The sequence below is a fragment of the Pseudomonas sp. MF09150 genome (assembly GCF_059862355.1).
Window position 1 is genome coordinate 115061 of sequence record NZ_JCBCUS010000005.1, and the last position, 18762, is coordinate 133822.

The following is an 18762-nucleotide window of genomic DNA, read 5'->3' on the forward strand; positions in this document are numbered from 1 at the left end:
CTTGCCACCTCAGCGATTGAACAACTCCAACTGTTCATGCCCGCCGCGCAAATCCTGCAATCGCACGCCAATCCCCAGCAAGCGCACCGGCTTGCCGCCGCGCTTGAACGCCTGGGTCAGCAACTGCTGATAACTTTCCAGATCCCTGCCGGCCCCCGCCTGCTCCAGCGTGGTTTGGGTGAAGTCGTGGAATTTCACTTTGACGAACGGCTTGCCCGGTCGATAGCTGCTGTCGATACGTTCGATGCGCCCGGCCAGGGTCGCCATCAGCTCGGGCAGCTTGTCCAGGCAGGCTTCCAGATCCGGTAGATCGACGTCGTACGTATTTTCGACGCTGATCGATTGCCGGCGGCTGTCGTTCTGCACCGGGCGCTCATCGATGCCCCGCGCCAAGCCCCACAGCCGCTCGCCAAAACTGCCGAACTCGCGCACCAGCGCCAGCTTGGTCCAGTCGCGCAACTCCTCACAGTTGACAATACCGAGCCGGCCCAGCTTGTCGGCGGTGACCTTGCCCACGCCATGCAACTTGTTGACCGGCAGCGCCGAGACAAAATCCTCCACCAGGTCCGGGGTGATCACAAACAAGCCGTTGGGCTTCTTCCAGTCACTGGCGATCTTGGCCAGGAACTTGTTCGGCGCGACCCCGGCCGACACTGTGATATGCAACTGATTGGACACCCGGCGCCGAATATCCTGGGCGATGCGCGTGGCACTGCCGGCGAAGCTCTGGCTGTCGGAAACATCGAGGTAGGCCTCATCCAGCGACAGCGGCTCGATCAGGTCGGTGTAGTCGCGAAAGATCGCCTGGATTTCCTTCGACGCCTCGCGGTAGGCGTCCATCCGCGGCTTGACGATGGTCAGGTCCGGGCACAGGGTCAGCGCGTGCCGCGAAGACATTGCCGAACGCACGCCATAGGCCCGCGCTTCGTAATTGCAGGTGGCAATCACCCCGCGCCGCTCCGCCGAGCCACCCACCGCCAGCGGCTTGCTGGCAAGCGTCGGGTCATCGCGCATTTCGATGGCGGCGTAGAAGCAATCACAGTCGATATGGATGATTTTGCGCTGCGTCATATAAAGGCAGAGTTCACGGACAGAGGTAACAATAAACCGGGCCGGCAGTATCTCACTGACACCTGTATATAGCACCAGTGCTTTGATTCCTCTGATATGAATGTAGGAAAAATCCGCGATGAATTTATTTCTTCAATCGTTCGCCCCCCTTCAATAGAGCTGAAAGCCCCGTGCGACAGGCCTCGCAGCCCCTTCCAAGGCCCCACCAGAGGCGCTAAGCGATTGAAGGAGAAGAGGTTTTCTTGAATTAGCATTTGACAGCCCAGCATTCCTCTGTAGAATGCCGACACACAGACGCGGGATGGAGCAGTCTGGTAGCTCGTCGGGCTCATAACCCGAAGGTCGTCGGTTCAAATCCGGCTCCCGCAACCAAACATCAAAAAAGGCTACTCGAAAGAGTGGCCTTTTTTGTGTCCGCAGGTTTTACCCCTTCCCGGCTCAGCCAGTCCGAAGCAAAAGCAAAACCCCTTGCAGGACCATGACTTACCCGCACTGATAACCGTTCAACGCTTATTTGACCCGTTTCTGCATTAACGGTTGACACTCAAGCGTTCGTCTGTAGAATGCCGCCACACAGACGCGGGATGGAGCAGTCTGGTAGCTCGTCGGGCTCATAACCCGAAGGTCGTCGGTTCAAATCCGGCTCCCGCAACCAAACATCAAAAAAGGCTGCTCGAAAGAGTGGCCTTTTTTGTATCCGTCGAAAAAGTTCTTTCGCAACAATGATCTGGCAATGTATGGCGATGCGTCAGCCGGCGCCCCCGACTCTTCTTATGCAGACTATGCTCAGTCGCAAACGACACCCTTTTGACACGCAAGGGTGCACAGTCGTCGACCATGGCAAGACGCGTTAATATTTGAAATTATTTTTTCTACAGGGATTGGTAACTTGGCTGGATACCTCCATCCTGTCGCGCACAATCCAAGAGGTGATTGATGCGCGCCAACTCGTCTGATTCACAAGACACCGATACCGTTACAGCGACCCAACCGATCACAGTCACTCGTTTGCGCTGGCTGGACCTATTGAGCAAATACCGCCAGCCCATCGGCCTGGCCGTGACCCTGCTGCTGTTCGCCATTGCCCTGATCGCCTGTCGCCACCTGCTGAGCGAGCTCGACCTCTACGCCCTGCATGACTCGATTCTGGAAGTGCCGAAACCGGCGCTGCTGGGCGCCTTGGGCGCAACCATTGTCGGCTTCATCATCCTCCTGGGGTATGAATGGTCCGCCAGCCGTTATGCCGGCGTCGACTTGCCGGCGCGGACCCTGGCCCTGGGCGGCTTCACCGCCTTTGCCATTGGCAATGCCATCGGGCTGTCACTGCTGTCCGGCGGTTCGGTGCGCTACCGACTCTATGCCCGGCATGGCGTGGGCGCCTCCGATGTGGCCCATATGACCCTGTTCGCCAGCCTGTCCCTGGGCTGCGCGCTGCCGCCGCTGGCCGCATTGGCCACCCTGAGCAACCTGCCGGCGGCCTCCGCGGCCCTGCGCCTGCCGGAAAGCCTGTTGGGCGGGATCGCCCTGGCGGTCCTGTTGCTGGCTGCCGTGCTGACCATCGGCATCTACCGTCGGCGCCTGCCGGAACAACCGCTGCGCGACAACCTGCTGGTCAAGGCCGGGCGTCGCACCCTGCGCCTGCCGGGCCGACGCCTGACCCTGCTGCAATTGCTGATCACCGCATTCGACGTCGCCGCTGCCGCCACCGTGCTGTACCTGCTGTTGCCCGAGGCTCCGCCCTTTGGCGCGTTCCTGCTGGTGTACCTGCTGGCCCTGGCCGCCGGTGTACTCAGCCATGTGCCCGGCGGTGTCGGGGTGTTCGAGGCGATTCTGCTGGCCGCCTTCGCCGATCAATTGGGTGCCGCGCCCCTGGCCGCCGCCCTGCTGCTGTACCGGCTGATCTATGTGGTGCTGCCGATGCTGGTGGCGTGCATTCTGCTGCTGATCAATGAGGCGCAACGGCTGTTTCAGTCTCGCCAATCGCTGCGGGTCGCCTCTGGCCTGGCCGCGCCGATCCTGGCGGTGCTGGTATTCCTGTCCGGGGTGGTGCTGCTGTTTTCCGGGGCCACGCCGGAGATCGACACCCGCCTGCAACACATCGGTTTTCTGATCCCCCATCGCCTGGTGGATGCCTCGCACTTTGGCGCGAGCCTGATCGGCGTGCTCTGCCTGCTATTGGCCCAGGGCCTGCGCCGGCGCCTGTCGGCGGCCTGGATGCTGACCACCATTTTGCTGCTGGTGGGCGCCCTGCTCTCGCTGCTCAAGGGCTTTGACTGGGAAGAAGCCTGCCTGATGACCCTGACCGCCAGCCTGCTGGCGGTGTTCCGGCGTTCGTTCTATCGCCCGAGCCGTCTCACCGAGCTGCCGTTCTCGCCGCTGTACCTGGTGGCCAGCGTCTGCGTCTTGGGGGCCTCGATCTGGCTGCTGCTGTTCGCCTATCAGGACGTGCCCTACAGCCATCAGCTCTGGTGGCAGTTCACCCTGGACGCCGATGCCCCACGTGGCCTGCGCTCCCTGCTGGGTGCCGCCGTGTTGCTGGTGGTGGTCTCGCTGACCTGGCTGCTGCGCACCGCGCGCCCGGTGATCCACCTGCCCACCCCCGAAGAGCTGGAAAAAGCCGCCAAGATCCTTATGGCCTCCTCCCAGCCCGATGGTGGCCTGGCCCTGACCGGTGACAAGGCGCTGCTGTTCCACCCCAACGACGACGCGTTCCTGATGTACGCCCGTCGCGGGCGCAGCCTGGTGGCGCTGTACGACCCGATCGGGCCGACCCAGCAACGGGCCGAGATGATCTGGCAGTTCCGTGACCTGTGCGACATCCACCATGCGCGCCCGGTGTTCTACCAGGTGCGTGCGGAGAACCTGCCGTACTACATGGACATCGGCCTGACCGCGATCAAGCTCGGTGAAGAAGCCCGGGTCGATCTCAAGCGCTTTGATCTCGAAGCCAAGGGCAAAGAGATGAAGGACCTGCGCTACACCTGGAACCGAGGCACCCGCGACGGCCTGTCGCTGGAGATCCACGAACCCGGTCTTGCGCCGATGGACGAGCTGAAAGTCATCTCCGACGCCTGGCTGACCGGCAAGAACGTGCGCGAGAAAGGCTTCTCCCTCGGCCGTTTCAGCGATGAGTACCTCAAGCACTTTCGCATCGCCATCATCCGCTTCGAAGGGCGCCCGGTGGCCTTTGCCAACCTGCTCGAGACCTACGGCCATGACTTGGCCAGCCTCGACCTGATGCGCGCCCACCCCGACGCGCCCAAGCTGACCATGGAATTCATGATGGTCGGCTTGATCCAGCATTATAAAAACCATGGCTACGCCCGTTTCAGCCTGGGGATGGTGCCGTTGTCAGGCCTGCAACCGCGTCGCGGCGCACCGCTGACCCAACGCCTGGGTTCGATGGTGTTCCGCCGCGGCGAGCAACTGTATAACTTCCAGGGCTTGCGCCGCTTCAAAGACAAATTCCAGCCTGACTGGGAACCCCGTTACATGGCCGTGCCCGCCGGACTCGATCCGCTGGTTGCCCTGGCCGATACCGCCGCCCTGATCGCGGGCGGCTTGACTGGATTGGTGAAACGCTAATGATTCAACGCTCTTGGCGGTATGTACTGGCCACCCTGGTGGTGCTGGCCCTGATGGCGGGCGGTGGTTACTGGTTCTGGAATCGTCCAGCCCCCGAGCCGGCCCTGGAACACCTGAGCCAGGCCGATGGCTCGACCATGACCCGCGTCATCCCCGGCACCACGCCCAAGGCCCAGGTGGCTGTGGCGGTCCTGGCCGACGCAACCCTCAGCGACAACCAGCTGCTGGCCCTGAGCCGGGGCGGTGCCGCGCAGATCGTGCAAGTGATCGTGCCCAAGGACGACTGCAAGGCCCAGGAACAAGCCCTGCAAAACGCCCTCGGCCAACTCAACGGCCCAGCGACCCTGGTCAGCGGCATCGGCCCGGGCGCCGCACTGGCCTGGCGCTGGGTAGCGACCCAGAACAATGACAAGGCCCAGGCCGTGTCGGTGGGCTTCACCATCAACGAGCCCGGCTGCAGCCACCCACTGCCGAAAACCCTGGCCCACGGCCATTGGCTGGTGGCCTGGAACGACAACCCGGACGACGAAAGTGCCGGTTTCGTACGCGACACGCCGAACGCCACCACCAGCATCAGCGACTACGACATCCACCTGCCCCAGGTGCTGAACAACGAACTGCGCAAACTGCTGGTGGGCTCGGAAAACGGCGGCCTGAATATTCCGGTGGTGGAAGTCCCGGCCGGCCAGGCCAAGGACACCGTGACCCTGTTCCTCTCCGGTGACGGCGGCTGGCGCGATCTAGACCGCGATGTGGCCGGGGAAATGGCCAAGATCGGCTTCCCGGTCGTGGGCATCGACACCCTGCGCTACTACTGGCAGCACAAGACTCCGGAACAAAGCGCCACCGACCTCACTGAGCTGATGCAGCACTACCGGCAGAAATGGGGCACCAAGCGCTTTGTGCTGACCGGTTACTCGTTCGGTGCCGACGTCTTGCCGGCCATCTACAACCGCCTGCCGGAAGCCGAGCAGCAGCGAGTGGATGCCATTATCCTGCTGGCCTTCGCCCGCACCGGCAGCTTCGAGATCGAAGTCGACGGCTGGCTCGGCAACGCCGGCAAGGAAGCCGCCACCGGCCCGGAAATGGCCAAGCTGCCCGCCGCCAAAGTGGTGTGCATCTACGGTGCCGAAGAAGTCGACGAAAGCGGCTGCACCGACAAGACTGCCGTGGGTGAAGCGATGAAGCTGCCCGGCGGCCACCACTTCGACGAGAACTACCCGGCCCTGGCCAAGCGCCTGGTGGATGCCATCGAGAAGCGCCAAAGCAAAGCCGAGGAGTGATCCTGACGCTACGCAAACAGCCTCCGCCGCCTAAGGGTTGCGGGGGCTTTTTTACGCGTGCTGCAGCCGGGAACCGAGGGTCGGCGGCAACATGCCGTACCGTTTGGCTGCGCAATACCGGATGACTCCCGATGACCTCGTAGGCAAACTCCGAGAATTGCGTAGGGGGTGCGTTTTGGGCACTTTGCTGCCTTGTTGGCCTGCGCTTCGACGGGCTAGGCTCCGGGTGTCGCTGACTATTCAGTGACCGGGCTTGGAAACCCGAAGAATCTGGGCAACTAGCACCCCCGTTGTGATTGCAGACGAATTAACGCCTGCAGTCCATCAGTTATGGCGGCTGTGCGCGGGAGACCTTCGAGGTCTGCCGGTTTCCTGGTTCCCGGTTTTCCAACCTGCGCACAGCTGCCACCCATTCGCTTGGAAACGAACGTGGTAGCTCCTCAAATTCAGGAGTTGGACCATGAACAAAGCAAACCCGCCTCAGCTATCAAACCTGAAAACTGTCGGCTTAACCCATTTCATCTACTGCTCAGACCATCCCCTATTCCAGGTCAGCCCCGGCGTCCCCATCGGCGAAGCCCTGGCCCAAGCCTCCGACCTGCTGTCCCTGGCCAAGGCCTTCGCCGAGGACGCCGTCTACAGCAGAGACAGCGACCGCCACGCCTGGGCCGCCCATTACCTGACCGCCTTGGGCAAGGCGGTGATTGACGATGTGCTGCAAGGGCTGAGCCTCGAAGTCGCCCGCCATTGATCCCCCAGAAACCAAAAAGCCCCCGCTGCCGGCAGGCAACGGGGGCTTTTTTGCGGGGCGCTTACATCTCGACCTGGGTCCCCAGCTCGATCACCCGGTTCACCGGCAGGTTGAAGAACCGCAGGTTGCCGTTGGCGTTTTTCAGCATGAAGGCGAACAGCGCCTCGCGCCAACGGGCCATGCCCACCAGCTTGGAGGCAATCACCGTCTCGCGGCTGAGGAAGTAGGTGGTACGCATCGGGCTGAAGTCCAGGTCGTCCAGATGGCACAGCTTCAGGGCTTCCGGAACGTCCGGCTCGTCGGTAAAGCCAAAGTGCAGGATCACCCGGAAGAAGCCCTCGCCGTAGGAGTCGACCTCAAACCGCCGCTGCGCCGGCACCCGGGGAATATCCTCATACACCACCGTCAGCAGCACCACTTGCTCGTGCAGCACCTGGTTATGCAGCAGGTTGTGCAACAAGGCGTGGGGCACCGCGTCCGGACGCGCAGTGAGAAACACCGCCGTGCCCTGGACCCGGTGCGGCGGCTGCACGCGGATACTGCTGATAAAGATCGGCAGCGGCAGGCCACCTTCGTCGAGGCGATCCACCAGCAATTGCTTGCCGCGCTTCCAGGTGGTCATCAGCACGAACAGCACGATCCCGGCGATCACCGGGAAGGCACCGCCCTGGACGATTTTCGGCACGTTAGCGGCGAAATACAGGCCGTCCACCAGCAGGAAACCAATGGACACCGGCACCGCCAGGATCGGTGGCCATTTCCACAGCAGCAGCATCACCGCCGACACCAGCACCGTGGTCATGAGCATGGTCCCGGTCACCGCGACGCCGTAGGCCGAGGCCAGGGCTCCGGAGGACTCGAAGCCCAGCACCAGCAGGATCACGCCGACCATCAGCGACCAGTTCACCGCGCCAATGTAGATCTGACCTTGTTCGGCACTGGAAGTGTGTTGAATGTGCATGCGCGGGATGTAGCCGAGCTGGATCGCCTGGCGAGTCAGGGAGAAGGCGCCGGAAATCACCGCCTGCGAGGCAATCACCGTGGCCAGGGTCGACAGGCCGACCAGGGGAATCAGCGCCCAGCTCGGTGCCAGCAGGTAGAACGGGTTGCGCGCGGCTTCCGGATCGCCCAGCAGCAAGGCGCCCTGGCCGAAGTAGTTCAGCACCAGCGCCGGTAGCACCAGGATGAACCAGGCACGGGCAATCGGCTTGCGGCCGAAGTGGCCCATGTCGGCATACAGCGCTTCAGCACCGGTCAGGGCCAGGACCACCGCGCCGAGGATGGCGACGCCGATGCCCGGGTGCACGATAAAGAAGCGCACGCCCCACACCGGGTTCATCGCGTTCAGGACTTCCGGGTGCTGCAGGATGCCGTACACCCCCAGGGCGCCGAGCACCACAAACCAGGTGACCATGATCGGCCCGAACAGGATGCCGATGCGCGCAGTGCCATGGCTCTGAATCAAAAACAGCGCCACCAGCACCACCAGCGACAGCGGCACCACCCAGTGGTCGATGCCGTCGAACGCCAGCCCCAGGCCCTCGACCGCCGAGAGCACGGAGATAGCTGGGGTAATCATGCTGTCGCCGTAGAACAGCGCCGCACCGATCAGCCCGCACACCACCAACAGGCTGCGCAGCTTCGGGTGCCCCGCCGCCGCGCGCCGCGCCAGGGCGGTCAGGGCCATGATCCCGCCTTCACCCTGGTTGTCGGCCCGCAGCACGAACATCATGTATTTGAATGACACGACCCAGATCAGCGACCAGAAGATCAGCGCCAGGATCCCCAACACCCCATCATGGTTGACCTGGACCCCATAGCCGCCGGAAAACACCTCTTTAAGGGTATAGAGCGGGCTGGTACCGATATCGCCATACACCACCCCGACTGCGGCTACCAGCATCCCCAGAGGCTTGGCCGCAGAATGCTCGCCGCCCACCGCCTGACTACTTGCCTGACCCATCTACCACCACTCCTACTACCCAGACCGGGGCTTGATATGAAAAGCCTGGCAACAAGAACACGCCAAGCCTTAAAACCTGCGCAGCATGCGCTGTTTTACCTGTTGTTACAGACGAACGGTTGACTGCGTCATTTCACTAGCAAGCAACGGCGCGAAGCATAGCGCAGCACTCGTCGTATTTCCCTGCATAAAGCTGGTCAAGTGCTTTCAGCATCGCTAGAATTGCGCACTTTTTGATCAGAGGCGCAGCCAGCGCCCAACCGTCGCACTTGCCCCCCAAGTGATTCGACACCATACCGAGGTTAGACATGTCCACCCCCTCCACGCCGGCCAACCCGAAAGTCGGCTTCGTTTCCTTGGGCTGCCCGAAAGCCCTGGTCGACTCCGAGCGCATCCTTACCCAACTGCGCATGGAAGGCTATGACGTGGTGTCCACCTACCAGGACGCTGACGTCGTGGTCGTCAACACCTGCGGCTTTATCGACTCGGCCAAGGCTGAATCCCTGGAAGTGATCGGCGAAGCCATCAAGGAAAACGGCAAGGTCATCGTCACCGGCTGCATGGGTGTGGAAGAAGGCACTATCCGCAACGTGCACCCCAGCGTACTGGCCGTCACCGGCCCGCAACAGTACGAGCAGGTGGTCAACGCCGTGCACGACGTGGTGCCACCGCGCCAGGACCACAACCCGCTGATCGACCTGGTGCCGCCCCAAGGCATCAAGCTGACCCCGCGCCACTACGCCTACCTGAAGATTTCCGAAGGCTGCAACCACAGCTGCAGTTTCTGCATCATCCCGTCGATGCGCGGCAAGCTGGTCAGCCGCCCGGTGGGTGATGTGCTCGACGAGGCCCAGCGCCTGGTCAAGTCCGGCGTGAAAGAGCTGCTGGTGATCTCCCAGGACACCAGCGCCTATGGCGTCGACGTCAAATACCGCACCGGGTTCTGGAACGGCGCGCCGGTGAAAACCCGCATGACCGAGCTCTGCGAAGCCCTGAGCAGCCTCGGCGTCTGGGTCCGCCTGCACTACGTGTACCCGTACCCGCATGTGGACGAGCTGATCCCGCTGATGGCCGCCGGCAAGATCCTGCCGTACCTGGACATCCCGTTCCAGCACGCCAGCCCGAAAGTCCTCAAGGCCATGAAACGCCCGGCCTTCGAAGACAAGACCCTGGCGCGGATCAAGAACTGGCGCCAGATCTGTCCCGAGCTGATCATCCGCTCGACCTTTATCGTCGGCTTCCCGGGTGAAACCGAAGAAGACTTCCAGTACCTGCTGAACTGGCTGACCGAAGCCCAGCTCGACCGCGTCGGCTGCTTCCAGTACTCGCCGGTGGAAGGCGCGCCGGCCAATGACCTGGACCTGGACGTGGTGCCCGATGACGTCAAGCAGGACCGCTGGGATCGCTTTATGGCGCACCAGCAGGAAATCAGTTCGGCGCGTCTGCAACAGCGCATCGGCAAGGAAATCGAAGTGCTGATCGATGAAGTCGATGAGAATGGCGCGGTCGGCCGCTGCTTCTTCGACGCTCCGGAAATCGACGGCAACGTCTTTATCGATGGCGCAGGCGATCTCAAGCCGGGCGACAAAGTCTGGTGCCGGGTTACCGATGCAGACGAATACGACCTGTGGGCCGAAACCCTGTAACGGGTAAAAAAATCGAAAAGCCCTGCTCTCTTCCCGAGATGCGGGGCTTTTTTAGGTCTATCGTTTGCTCAACAGACGGCCTCCATCAAGGCGGCCAGGCACAACACAGGACCCGGCGGCATGCGCCAGCACGCGATCATCCACACCCCGAAAAACAGCGACTACGCGGAACTGACCCGGGTCTGGGAGGCGTCGGTACGCGCCACCCACGACTTCTTGCCGGACAGCTACATCGAACTGCTGAAAAATCTGGTGCTGACCCGCTACCTGGATGCGGTGATGTTGATCTGCACCCGCGACCATCGCCTGCAGATCACCGGGTTTGCCGGGGTGGCCGCGGGCAAGATCGAGATGCTGTTTATCGACCCGGACCATCGCGGCCAAGGCCTGGGCCGGCAGTTGCTCAAGTACGCCGTCGAGCACCTGAATGCCTGCCAGCTGGACGTCAACGAACAGAATCCGCAGGCCCTGGGGTTCTATTTCAAGCAAGGCTTCGAAGTCATCGGCCGCACGGAACACGACGGCATGGGCCAGCCTTATCCGCTGCTGCACATGCGCTTGAAACAGCCGCACCTGCAAGCCGGACGCGGCTAAAAGCCACAACCGGCAAATGGACCCGGGATTAACCGGCGCCGGGCAGGTACAATGCCCACCCCCTTTTACTGCGGCCCCTGTCATGACTGACCCGATTCGTCTCTCCAAACGCCTCATCGAACTCGTCGGCTGTTCCCGCCGGGAGGCTGAGCTGTTCATCGAGGGCGGCTGGGTCACGGTGGATGGCGAGGTGATCGACGAGCCGCAGTTCAAGGTCGAGAACCAGAAGGTCGAGCTCGACCCGGAGGCCAAGGCCACCGCGCCGGAGCCGGTGACGATTCTGCTGAACGTGCCGGTGGGCATGGATGCAGACAGCGCCATGGCCAGCATCAGCGCCGACACCCTGAGCGAGGAGCATCGCTACGGCAAGCGCCCGCTCAAGGGGCACTTCCTGCGCCTGACCGCCAGCAGCGACTTGCAGGCCAACGCCAGCGGCCTGCTGGTGTTCACCCAGGACTGGAAGATTTTGCGCAAGCTCACCGCCGACGCCAGCAAGATCGAGCAGGAATACGTGGTCGAGGTTGAAGGCGACATGGTGGCTCATGGCTTGAACCGCCTGAATCACGGTCTGACCTACAAGGGCAAGGAGCTGCCGCCGGTCAAGGCCAGTTGGCAAAACGAAAACCGCCTGCGCTTTGCCATGAAAAACCCGCAACCGGGCGTGATCGCCCTGTTCTGCCAGGCCGTCGGCCTGAAGGTCGTCGCCATCCGTCGGATCCGCATCGGCGGCGTGTCCATCGGCAAAGTGCCCCTGGGGCAATGGCGCTACCTGTCCGGCAAAGAGAAGTTCTAAGACCTCTGCCGCCGCCTTACATTTCGGCGCCGCAGCTTATGCGGCGCCCACTGCTGAATATCAGGATTGCACACCATGATTCATAACGACGTACTGCGCAGCGTGCGCTACATGCTCGACATCAGCGACAAGAAAGTCATCGAGATCATCAAACTCGGCGGCATGGACGTGGCCCTGGCCGACCTGGTGACCTACCTCGACAAGAAAGAGGAAGACGAAGAAGGCTTCGTCCGTTGCCCGGATGAAGTCATGGCGCACTTCCTCGACGGCCTGGTGATTTTCAAGCGTGGCAAGGACGAAAGCCGTCCGCCGCAGCCGATCGAAGTCCCGGTGACCAACAACATCATCCTGAAAAAACTGCGGGTGGCCTTCGAACTCAAGGAAGACGACATGCACGCCATCCTCAAGGCCGCCGAGTTCCCGGTGTCCAAGCCTGAGTTGAGCGCGCTGTTCCGCAAGTTCGGCCACACCAACTACCGTCCGTGCGGCGACCAGTTGCTGCGCAATTTCCTCAAGGGCCTGACCCTGCGCGTCCGTCCCTGAGCACCTCGGAGGCGGCTGACTACGGTCACCGCCTCCGCGCATGACGCCGTATTCCCTGTAAAAATAGTGGCTCCGCTGCACCCGCCTGACGACTAGGGTAACCCCTTACTCCAAGCCCTCAGGACTCGCCATGCATCCCTACTTCTCCCTGCAAGGCCGCACCGCCCTGGTGACCGGCGGCACCCGTGGTATCGGCAAAATGATCGCCAAGGCCTTTGTCGAGGCCGGCGCCAGCGTTTACGTGTGCGCGCGCGATGCCGAGGCCTGCCGGCAGACCGCCGAAGAACTCGGCGCCCTGGGGCAATGCCGCGGGCTGGCTGCCAACCTGGCCACCGAAGAAGGCGTGCAGCAATTGGTCGCGCAGCTGGAGCAGGAGGTCGCCCAACTGGACATCCTGGTGAACAACGCCGGCACCACCTGGGGCGCACCGCTGGAAAGCTACCCGGTCAAGGGCTGGGAGAAGGTCATGCAGCTCAACGTGACCTCGGTCTTCACCTGCATCCAGCAATGTCTGCCGCTGCTGCGCAAAGCCGGCTCGGCGCAGAACCCGGCGCGGATCATCAATATCGGCTCGGTGGCGGGCATTGCTTCCTTTGGCGAACAGGCGTACGCCTACGGCCCGAGCAAGGCTGCCCTGCACCAGTTGTCGCGGATTCTGGCCCGCGAGCTGGTCAGCCAGCACATCAACGTCAATGTGATCGCTCCGGGGCGCTTTCCGAGCAAGATGACCCAGCACATCGGCAACGATGAGCAGGCACTGGCGGACGACACCGCGCTGATCCCCATGGGGCGCTGGGGCCGCGAAGAGGAAATGGCCGCGCTGGCCATCAGCCTGGCGAGTACCGCCGGGGCCTACATGACCGGAAACATCATCCCGCTGGATGGCGGCTTCAGCCTCTGAACGAGCGGCGTTCGCGGGCGCTGGCCGCCGGGTGCGCTATCATGCGCGCCTCACCCGGCCTCGACCCCTGACCATGACCTACAGCGTTTCCCCCATCGGCTTCGTGCGTTCCTGCTTCAAGGAAAAATTCGCCATCCCGCGCCAGCCACAACTGGCTCCGGCCGCGCGCGGCGTGCTGGAGCTGGTGGCGCCATTCGATCAAGGCGACGCGGTCCAGGGCCTGGAGCAGGTGAGCCACGTGTGGCTGCTGTTTGTGTTCCATCAGGCGCTGGAGGACAAGCCGCGGCTCAAGGTGCGCCCGCCGCGCCTGGGCGGCAATAAATCCATGGGGGTGTTCGCCACCCGCGCCACCCACCGCCCCAACGGCATCGGCCAGTCGGTGGTCAAGCTGGACAAGGTTGAAGCCGGCCGCCTGTGGATCTCCGGCATCGATCTGCTGGACGGCACGCCGATCCTCGACATCAAGCCCTACGTGCCGTACGCCGACATCATCGACAGCGCCCACAACAGCATCGCCAGCACCGCACCGCAACTGATCCCGGTGCACTGGGCCGACGAAGCGCTGCAACAGGCTCATACGCACGCTCAGCGCCTGCAAGAGCCCTTGGTCGAGCTGATCGAGCAGTGCCTGGCCCAGGATCCGCGTCCGGCTTATCAGGCACCCACGCCGGAGCGCCAGTACGGCGCGCAATTCTGGGACCTGGACGTGCGCTGGCATTATCCGGAGCCGGGCCTGATTCGAGTGCTGGAAGTGGTCCCCGCCGCCTGAACCGCAGAAACAAAAAAGCCCGCGCTGCCTTATCAGGCAACGCGGGCTTTTTAGTGGAACGAGGCGCTTACTTCTCGACGAAGGCGCGCTCGATCAGGTAATCCCCCGGCTCGCGCATACGCGGCGAAACCTTGAGGCCGAAGCTGTTGAGCACTTCGCTGGTCTCGTCAAGCATGCTCGGGCTGCCGCACAGCATGGCGCGGTCGTCCTGCGGGTTGATCGGCGGCAGGCCGATGTCGCTGAACAGTTTGCCGCTACGCATCAGGTCGGTCAGGCGGCCTTCGTTTTCGAACGGCTCGCGGGTCACGGTTGGGTAGTAGATCAACTTGTCACGCAGCGCCTCGCCGAAGAACTCGTTCTGCGGCAGGTGCTCGGTGATGAATTCGCGGTAGGCGACTTCGTTGACGTAGCGCACGCCGTGGCACAGGATCACTTTTTCGAAACGCTCGTAGGTTTCCGGATCCTGGATCACGCTCATGAAGGGCGCCAGGCCAGTACCGGTGCTGAGCAGGTACAGGTGTTTACCAGGCTTCAAATCGTCCAGCACCAGGGTGCCGGTCGGTTTTTTGCTGATGATGATCTCGTCGCCTTCCTTCAAGTGCTGCAGCTGGGAAGTCAGCGGACCATCAGGAACCTTGATGCTGAAGAACTCGAGATGCTCTTCCCAGTTAGGGCTGGCAATCGAGTAAGCGCGCATAAGCGGGCGGCCGTTGGGTTGTTGCAGGCCGATCATCACGAACTGACCGTTCTCGAAGCGCAGGCCCGGATCGCGGGTGCACTTGAAGCTGAACAGCGTGTCGTTCCAGTGGTGAACACTGAGGACACGTTCGTGGTTCATGTTGCTCATGTACGGGGAACTCCTGGAAAGTTGTCTGCGCAAGCTCAGTGCACAATGAGCTGAGCACAATTGCATAGCATTCTAATGGCGGCGACAATATCTGTTAAATGGATTATTAAGATAAGGGTTATCGGTTATATCGATATGCGATTTACTCTCCGTCAACTTCAAGTATTCGTCGCCGTTGCCCAGCAAGAGAGCGTGTCTCGCGCTGCCGGGTTGCTGGCCCTTTCCCAATCCGCCGCGAGTACCTCGATCAGTGAGCTCGAACGGCAATCGAGTTGCCAATTGTTCGACCGCGCCGGCAAGCGCCTGAGCCTCAACGCCCTGGGCAAACAGCTGTTGCCGCAAGCGGTGGCGCTGCTGGACCAGGCCAAGGAAATCGAGGACCTGCTCAACGGCAAATCCGGCTTCGGCTCGCTGTCGGTGGGCGCCACCCTGACCATCGGCAACTACCTGGCCACCTTGCTGATCGGCAGCTTCATGCAGGTCCATCCGGAAAGCCAGGTGAAGCTGCATGTACAGAACACTGCGCATATCGTGCAACAGGTCGCCCACTACGAAATTGATCTGGGTCTAATTGAAGGTGACTGCAGTCATCCTGATATCGAAGTCCAGACCTGGGTCGAAGATGAGCTGGTGGTGTTCTGCGCCCCGCAGCACCCCCTGGCCAAACGCGGGCACGCCACCATGGAGGAGTTGACCCAAGAGGCCTGGATCCTGCGGGAACAGGGTTCAGGTACGCGCCTGACCTTCGACCAAGCAATGCGCCATCACCGTAGCGCGCTGAATATCCGCCTGGAACTGGAGCACACCGAGGCCATCAAGCGCGCGGTGGAGTCTGGTTTGGGGATTGGCTGCATCTCTCGGCTGGCCCTGCGCGATGCCTTCCGCCGTGGCAGCCTGGTGCCGGTGGAAACCCCGGACCTGGACCTGGCCCGGCAGTTCTACTTCATCTGGCATAAGCAGAAGTACCAGACCTCGGCCATGCGCGAGTTCCTGGAGCTGTGCCGCGCATTCACAGCTGGCGTGCAACGCAGCGACGAGATCGTGCTGCCGAGCATTCCCTAGATCAGGATCACCGCCCATACGGCGGCAATCATGCTCAGTGCCACGAACTGCGCGGCGCTGCCCATGTCCTTGGCATTTTTTGACAGGGGGTGGCGATCCAGGGAAATCCGGTCGATCGCCGCTTCCACTGCCGAATTGAGCAGTTCGACAATCAGCGCCAGCAGACAGACCGCAATCAGCAACGCGCGCTCGACCCGGCTGACGGACAGCAAGAAGCTCACCGGAATCAAAATGACGTTGAGCAGCACCAGTTGACGGAATGCGGCTTCGCCAGTGAAGGCGGCACGCAAACCATCGAAGGAGTAGCCGGAGGCGTTGAGGATGCGTTTAAGACCGGTTTGACCCTTGAAAGGCGACATAAGGTAGGCAACTGAGCAAAAAAAGAAGTGGGAAAACTAGTTCAACAAGAGTCAAAAAAGCGTGAACAAACCGACCATCAGTGGCTGGAAATTGACTCAAGTTGTTGCAGGAGCAAGGCGGCCTGGGTCCGGGTACGCACCCCGAGCTTACGGAAAATGGCCGTGACGTGGGCCTTGATCGTCGCCTCCGATACGCTCAGTTCGTAGGCGATCTGCTTGTTCAGCAACCCTTCGCAGACCATGGTCAACACCCGAAACTGCTGCGGCGTAAGACTGGCCAGGCCCTCGCTGGCGGCCTTGGCTTCGGCAGAAACGCTGACCTGTTCAAACGCCTGCGGCGGCCACCAGACGTCACCGTCGAGCACGCTGCGCACTGCTTTCTGGATGACTTCCAGTGGGCTGGATTTGGGGATGAAACCGCTGGCACCGAACTCACGGGAACGCACCATGACCGAGGCTTCTTCCTGGGCCGAAACCATCACCACCGGGATTTGCGGGTACTGACCGCGCAACAGCACCAGCCCGGAAAAACCGTAGGCACCGGGCATGTTCAGGTCCAGCAGCACCAAGTCCCAGTCGGCCTTCTCGCTCAAGCGCGATTCCAGCTCGGCGATACTCGCCACCTCCACCAGCCGCACATCAGGGCCAAGGCCCAGGGTCAGCGCCTGATGCAGTGCACCACGAAACAGTGGATGGTCATCAGCTATCAGGATTTCGTATGTGGCCATTTTTCAAATGATCCTGTTTTTTATGGCTGAACCGATGCATTCGGTCCTCACCAAAACAACACAGATGCGCGCCAGAATGCGCCATCTGAAAACAGCACGATCAACGCCAAGAGCCCGGGAAAGCGGCGTTTCAAACTTCGGTCGCGCCCTAATCGGCGCCAAGCATGCCCAGCGAAGCCGGGGTGGTCAAGTTCCAAGCTTTGCGGCATCGTAGCCGGCTAACTAATAAGAGAGCCATCATGCGAAGCCGAGCCTTGCGTGCCGATGTCCTGATGCTGGTCACCGCCATTATCTGGGGCTCAGCCTTTGTCGCCCAAACCACGGGCATGGACCACATCGGTCCTTTCCTTTATTCCGGCCTGCGTTTTGCCCTCGGCTCGCTGTGCCTGCTGCCATTGGTGCTGCGCCGCCAGCGCGGTGAACCCAAGGCTGAGCCACTGCTGACCCGGGGGCTTTTGCTCGGAGGCAGCCTGATGGGCCTGGCCCTGGCTCTGGGCATCAACCTGCAACAAGTCGGACTGATGTTCACCAGCGTCACCAATGCCGGCTTCATCACCGGGCTCTACGTCATTGTAGTGCCACTTCTGGGGCTGCTGATCGGGCATAAGACCGGGTTGGGTACCTGGCTCGGCGCAGTGCTGGCGGTGGTGGGGATGTTTCTGCTGAGCGTCAACGAGGGCTTCACGGTGGCCTCCGGGGACTGGCTGCAGTTGATTGGCGCCTTTGTCTGGGGTGGGCACGTGGTGCTGGTCGGCATCTTCGCCAGCCGTCACGACCCGATTCGCCTGGCCTTTCTGCAATTCACCACCTGTTCGGTGGTCAGCCTGATCCTAGCCCTGTGCCTTGAGCCCATTGAATGGACCGCGATCATCGCTGCCGGCCCGGCCATCGTGTATGGCGGGGTGATTGCCGTGGGGATCGGCTACACCTTGCAGGTGATCGCGCAAAAGGACGCGATCGCCTCCCATGCGGCGATCATTCTGTCGCTGGAAGCGGTGTTCGCCGCCATTGCCGGCGCCTGGCTGCTGGATGAGTCCCTGCAGATGCGCGGCTATATAGGCTGTGCGCTGATGCTCAGCGGCATGCTGGTGGCGCAACTCTGGCCCAGAAAGCCGCAACGGCTTAGGGCGCAGACGGCAGAAAGGGCTTGAGCCGGTTATGGACCTCATCATCGGGGTCGATGACCAATTGATACTTGGCTGCCAGATAATGAGTGCTGAACACGTCCAGATAGGCGTCTAGCACCTCACTGGCAAGCGGGTCCTGGGCCAGTTCCAGGCATAACGCGGCCACCTCCGCAGTGCAAAAGTGGTCGTCGCGCTTGGAGCGTCGCAGCTTATAGCGCGACAGTTGCTCGGGCTCCAGGCTGAGCACTGGCAAGTGTTCCAGGTACGGGCTCTTGCGAAACATCTTGCGCGCTTCGCTCCAGGTCGCGTCCAGCAGAATAAACAGTGGGCGCTTGCCTTCTTCCAGGCGAACTTCGCTCACCACCCGCTCCGGCGCCACGAACTCCCCCGGAAAAACGATGTACGGCTGCCATTGCGGATCGGCAATCAGCGCCAGCAACTCGGGATCGACTTCGGTCCGCGACCAGGGGAATGCGCTGGTCTCATCGATCACGTCAGCGATCAGCCAGCCGGTATTGCTGGGTTTGAGCGGCTCCACATCATGCATCACCAGGCACATGGCCGATCTGGCCGAGACCTTGGGCCGCCAGGCACACATGCAATGGGAGGGAATAACCCGGCAGCCGGGGCAGCGTTCGGCCCGCGAACCTCGTGCAACGAAGGGTTTGACGGCACGGGCCAGGCGCTGGGCGCGCAAACGGGAAACAGCGTGGCTCATCGCAAGCAGCCCCGGCAAAGCA

18 protein-coding genes and 2 tRNA genes are annotated in these 18762 nt (G+C 61.9%); 14 read left to right on the forward strand and 6 right to left on the reverse strand.

Translation table 11 applies throughout. From position 1 onward, the window contains the following. Positions 1-9 precede the first annotated feature (9 nt). Positions 10-1071 carry a DNA polymerase IV gene (gene dinB / locus AC19YX_RS19430; protein WP_020296533.1) on the reverse strand — a complete coding sequence of 354 codons (1062 nt, stop codon included), beginning with the start codon at positions 1069-1071 and terminating at the stop codon, positions 10-12. 295 nt (positions 1072-1366) lie between these two features. On the opposite strand from dinB, the gene AC19YX_RS19435 reads away from it, so the two are divergent. The 5 genes from AC19YX_RS19435 (at position 1367) to AC19YX_RS19455 (ending at position 6690) form a co-directional block, all read left to right on the forward strand. Beyond that, positions 1367-1443 (forward strand) — tRNA-Met (locus AC19YX_RS19435). A gap of 206 nt (positions 1444-1649) precedes the next feature. Then, positions 1650-1726, forward strand: a tRNA-Met gene (locus AC19YX_RS19440). 281 nt (positions 1727-2007) lie between these two features. Continuing rightward, positions 2008-4656, forward strand: a complete 2649-nt coding sequence (gene mprF, locus AC19YX_RS19445; RefSeq protein ID WP_078470126.1) for a bifunctional lysylphosphatidylglycerol flippase/synthetase MprF — start codon at positions 2008-2010, stop codon at positions 4654-4656. Next, positions 4656-5939 carry a virulence factor family protein gene (locus AC19YX_RS19450; protein WP_500606800.1) on the forward strand — a complete coding sequence of 428 codons (1284 nt, stop codon included), beginning with the start codon at positions 4656-4658 and terminating at the stop codon, positions 5937-5939. The genes mprF and AC19YX_RS19450 overlap by 1 nt, the downstream gene beginning before the upstream one ends. Before the next feature lie 460 nt (positions 5940-6399). Then, positions 6400-6690 carry a DUF3077 domain-containing protein gene (locus AC19YX_RS19455; protein ID WP_078470124.1) on the forward strand — a complete coding sequence of 97 codons (291 nt, stop codon included), beginning with the start codon at positions 6400-6402 and terminating at the stop codon, positions 6688-6690. A gap of 61 nt (positions 6691-6751) precedes the next feature. On the opposite strand, the gene AC19YX_RS19460 is transcribed toward AC19YX_RS19455, so the two are convergent. Continuing rightward, complete coding sequence (locus AC19YX_RS19460) at positions 6752-8593, reverse strand: potassium transporter Kup (protein WP_421548324.1); 1842 nt, start codon at positions 8591-8593, stop codon at positions 6752-6754. Positions 8594-8961: 368 nt separating this feature from the next. Between AC19YX_RS19460 and rimO the strand changes: the two genes are divergently transcribed. The 6 genes from rimO to tsaA all read left to right on the forward strand — a co-directional run bounded on the left by rimO (position 8962) and on the right by tsaA (position 13899). Then, complete coding sequence (gene rimO / locus AC19YX_RS19465; RefSeq protein WP_500606801.1) at positions 8962-10299, forward strand: 30S ribosomal protein S12 methylthiotransferase RimO; 1338 nt, start codon at positions 8962-8964, stop codon at positions 10297-10299. 120 nt (positions 10300-10419) lie between these two features. Then, positions 10420-10893 carry a GNAT family N-acetyltransferase gene (locus AC19YX_RS19470; protein ID WP_500606802.1) on the forward strand — a complete coding sequence of 158 codons (474 nt, stop codon included), beginning with the start codon at positions 10420-10422 and terminating at the stop codon, positions 10891-10893. Between the two features lie 82 nt (positions 10894-10975). Further along, positions 10976-11686, forward strand: coding sequence for an rRNA pseudouridine synthase (locus AC19YX_RS19475; RefSeq protein WP_020296541.1), 711 nt, complete (start codon positions 10976-10978; stop codon positions 11684-11686). 75 nt (positions 11687-11761) lie between these two features. Further along, the gene (locus AC19YX_RS19480; protein WP_020296542.1) at positions 11762-12229 is read left to right on the forward strand and encodes a YehS family protein; all 468 of its coding nucleotides are present in this window, start codon (positions 11762-11764) and stop codon (positions 12227-12229) included. A gap of 130 nt (positions 12230-12359) precedes the next feature. Next, positions 12360-13130, forward strand: a complete 771-nt coding sequence (locus AC19YX_RS19485; RefSeq protein ID WP_500606803.1) for an SDR family oxidoreductase — start codon at positions 12360-12362, stop codon at positions 13128-13130. A gap of 73 nt (positions 13131-13203) precedes the next feature. After that, a complete protein-coding gene (tsaA, locus tag AC19YX_RS19490; RefSeq protein WP_500606804.1) occupies positions 13204-13899 on the forward strand; it encodes a tRNA (N6-threonylcarbamoyladenosine(37)-N6)-methyltransferase TrmO in 696 nt (231 codons plus the stop codon). Positions 13900-13966: 67 nt separating this feature from the next. On the opposite strand, the gene fpr is transcribed toward tsaA, so the two are convergent. Continuing rightward, on the reverse strand, positions 13967-14746 hold the full coding sequence (gene fpr, locus AC19YX_RS19495) for a ferredoxin-NADP reductase (RefSeq protein WP_003443014.1): 780 nt from the start codon (positions 14744-14746) through the stop codon (positions 13967-13969). Positions 14747-14881: 135 nt separating this feature from the next. Here fpr and AC19YX_RS19500 point away from each other — a divergent pair, with 135 nt between their 5' ends. Beyond that, positions 14882-15808, forward strand: a complete 927-nt coding sequence (locus AC19YX_RS19500; RefSeq protein ID WP_078470119.1) for a LysR family transcriptional regulator — start codon at positions 14882-14884, stop codon at positions 15806-15808. Here the strand turns inward: AC19YX_RS19500 and AC19YX_RS19505 are convergent. Then, on the reverse strand, positions 15805-16167 hold the full coding sequence (locus AC19YX_RS19505; protein WP_078470118.1) for a diacylglycerol kinase: 363 nt from the start codon (positions 16165-16167) through the stop codon (positions 15805-15807). The two genes, AC19YX_RS19500 and AC19YX_RS19505, sit on opposite strands and share 4 nt — an antisense overlap. Positions 16168-16244: 77 nt before the next feature. Then, positions 16245-16895: a response regulator transcription factor ErdR gene (erdR, locus tag AC19YX_RS19510; RefSeq protein ID WP_020296547.1), complete on the reverse strand. Its 651-nt coding sequence runs from the start codon at positions 16893-16895 to the stop codon at positions 16245-16247. Between erdR and AC19YX_RS19515 the strand changes: the two genes are divergently transcribed. After that, positions 16888-17109: a hypothetical protein gene (locus tag AC19YX_RS19515; protein WP_153050225.1), complete on the forward strand. Its 222-nt coding sequence runs from the start codon at positions 16888-16890 to the stop codon at positions 17107-17109. The genes erdR and AC19YX_RS19515 overlap by 8 nt on opposite strands. Before the next feature lie 25 nt (positions 17110-17134). Next, positions 17135-18046 (forward strand): DMT family transporter, encoded by a 912-nt coding sequence (locus tag AC19YX_RS19520; RefSeq protein ID WP_500606805.1) that lies wholly within the window; start codon positions 17135-17137, stop codon positions 18044-18046. Here the strand turns inward: AC19YX_RS19520 and AC19YX_RS19525 are convergent. Then, entirely contained in the window at positions 18018-18740 is a 723-nt protein-coding gene (locus AC19YX_RS19525; RefSeq protein ID WP_078470116.1) for a tRNA-uridine aminocarboxypropyltransferase, read from the reverse strand. The two genes, AC19YX_RS19520 and AC19YX_RS19525, sit on opposite strands and share 29 nt — an antisense overlap. Positions 18741-18762 lie beyond the last annotated feature (22 nt).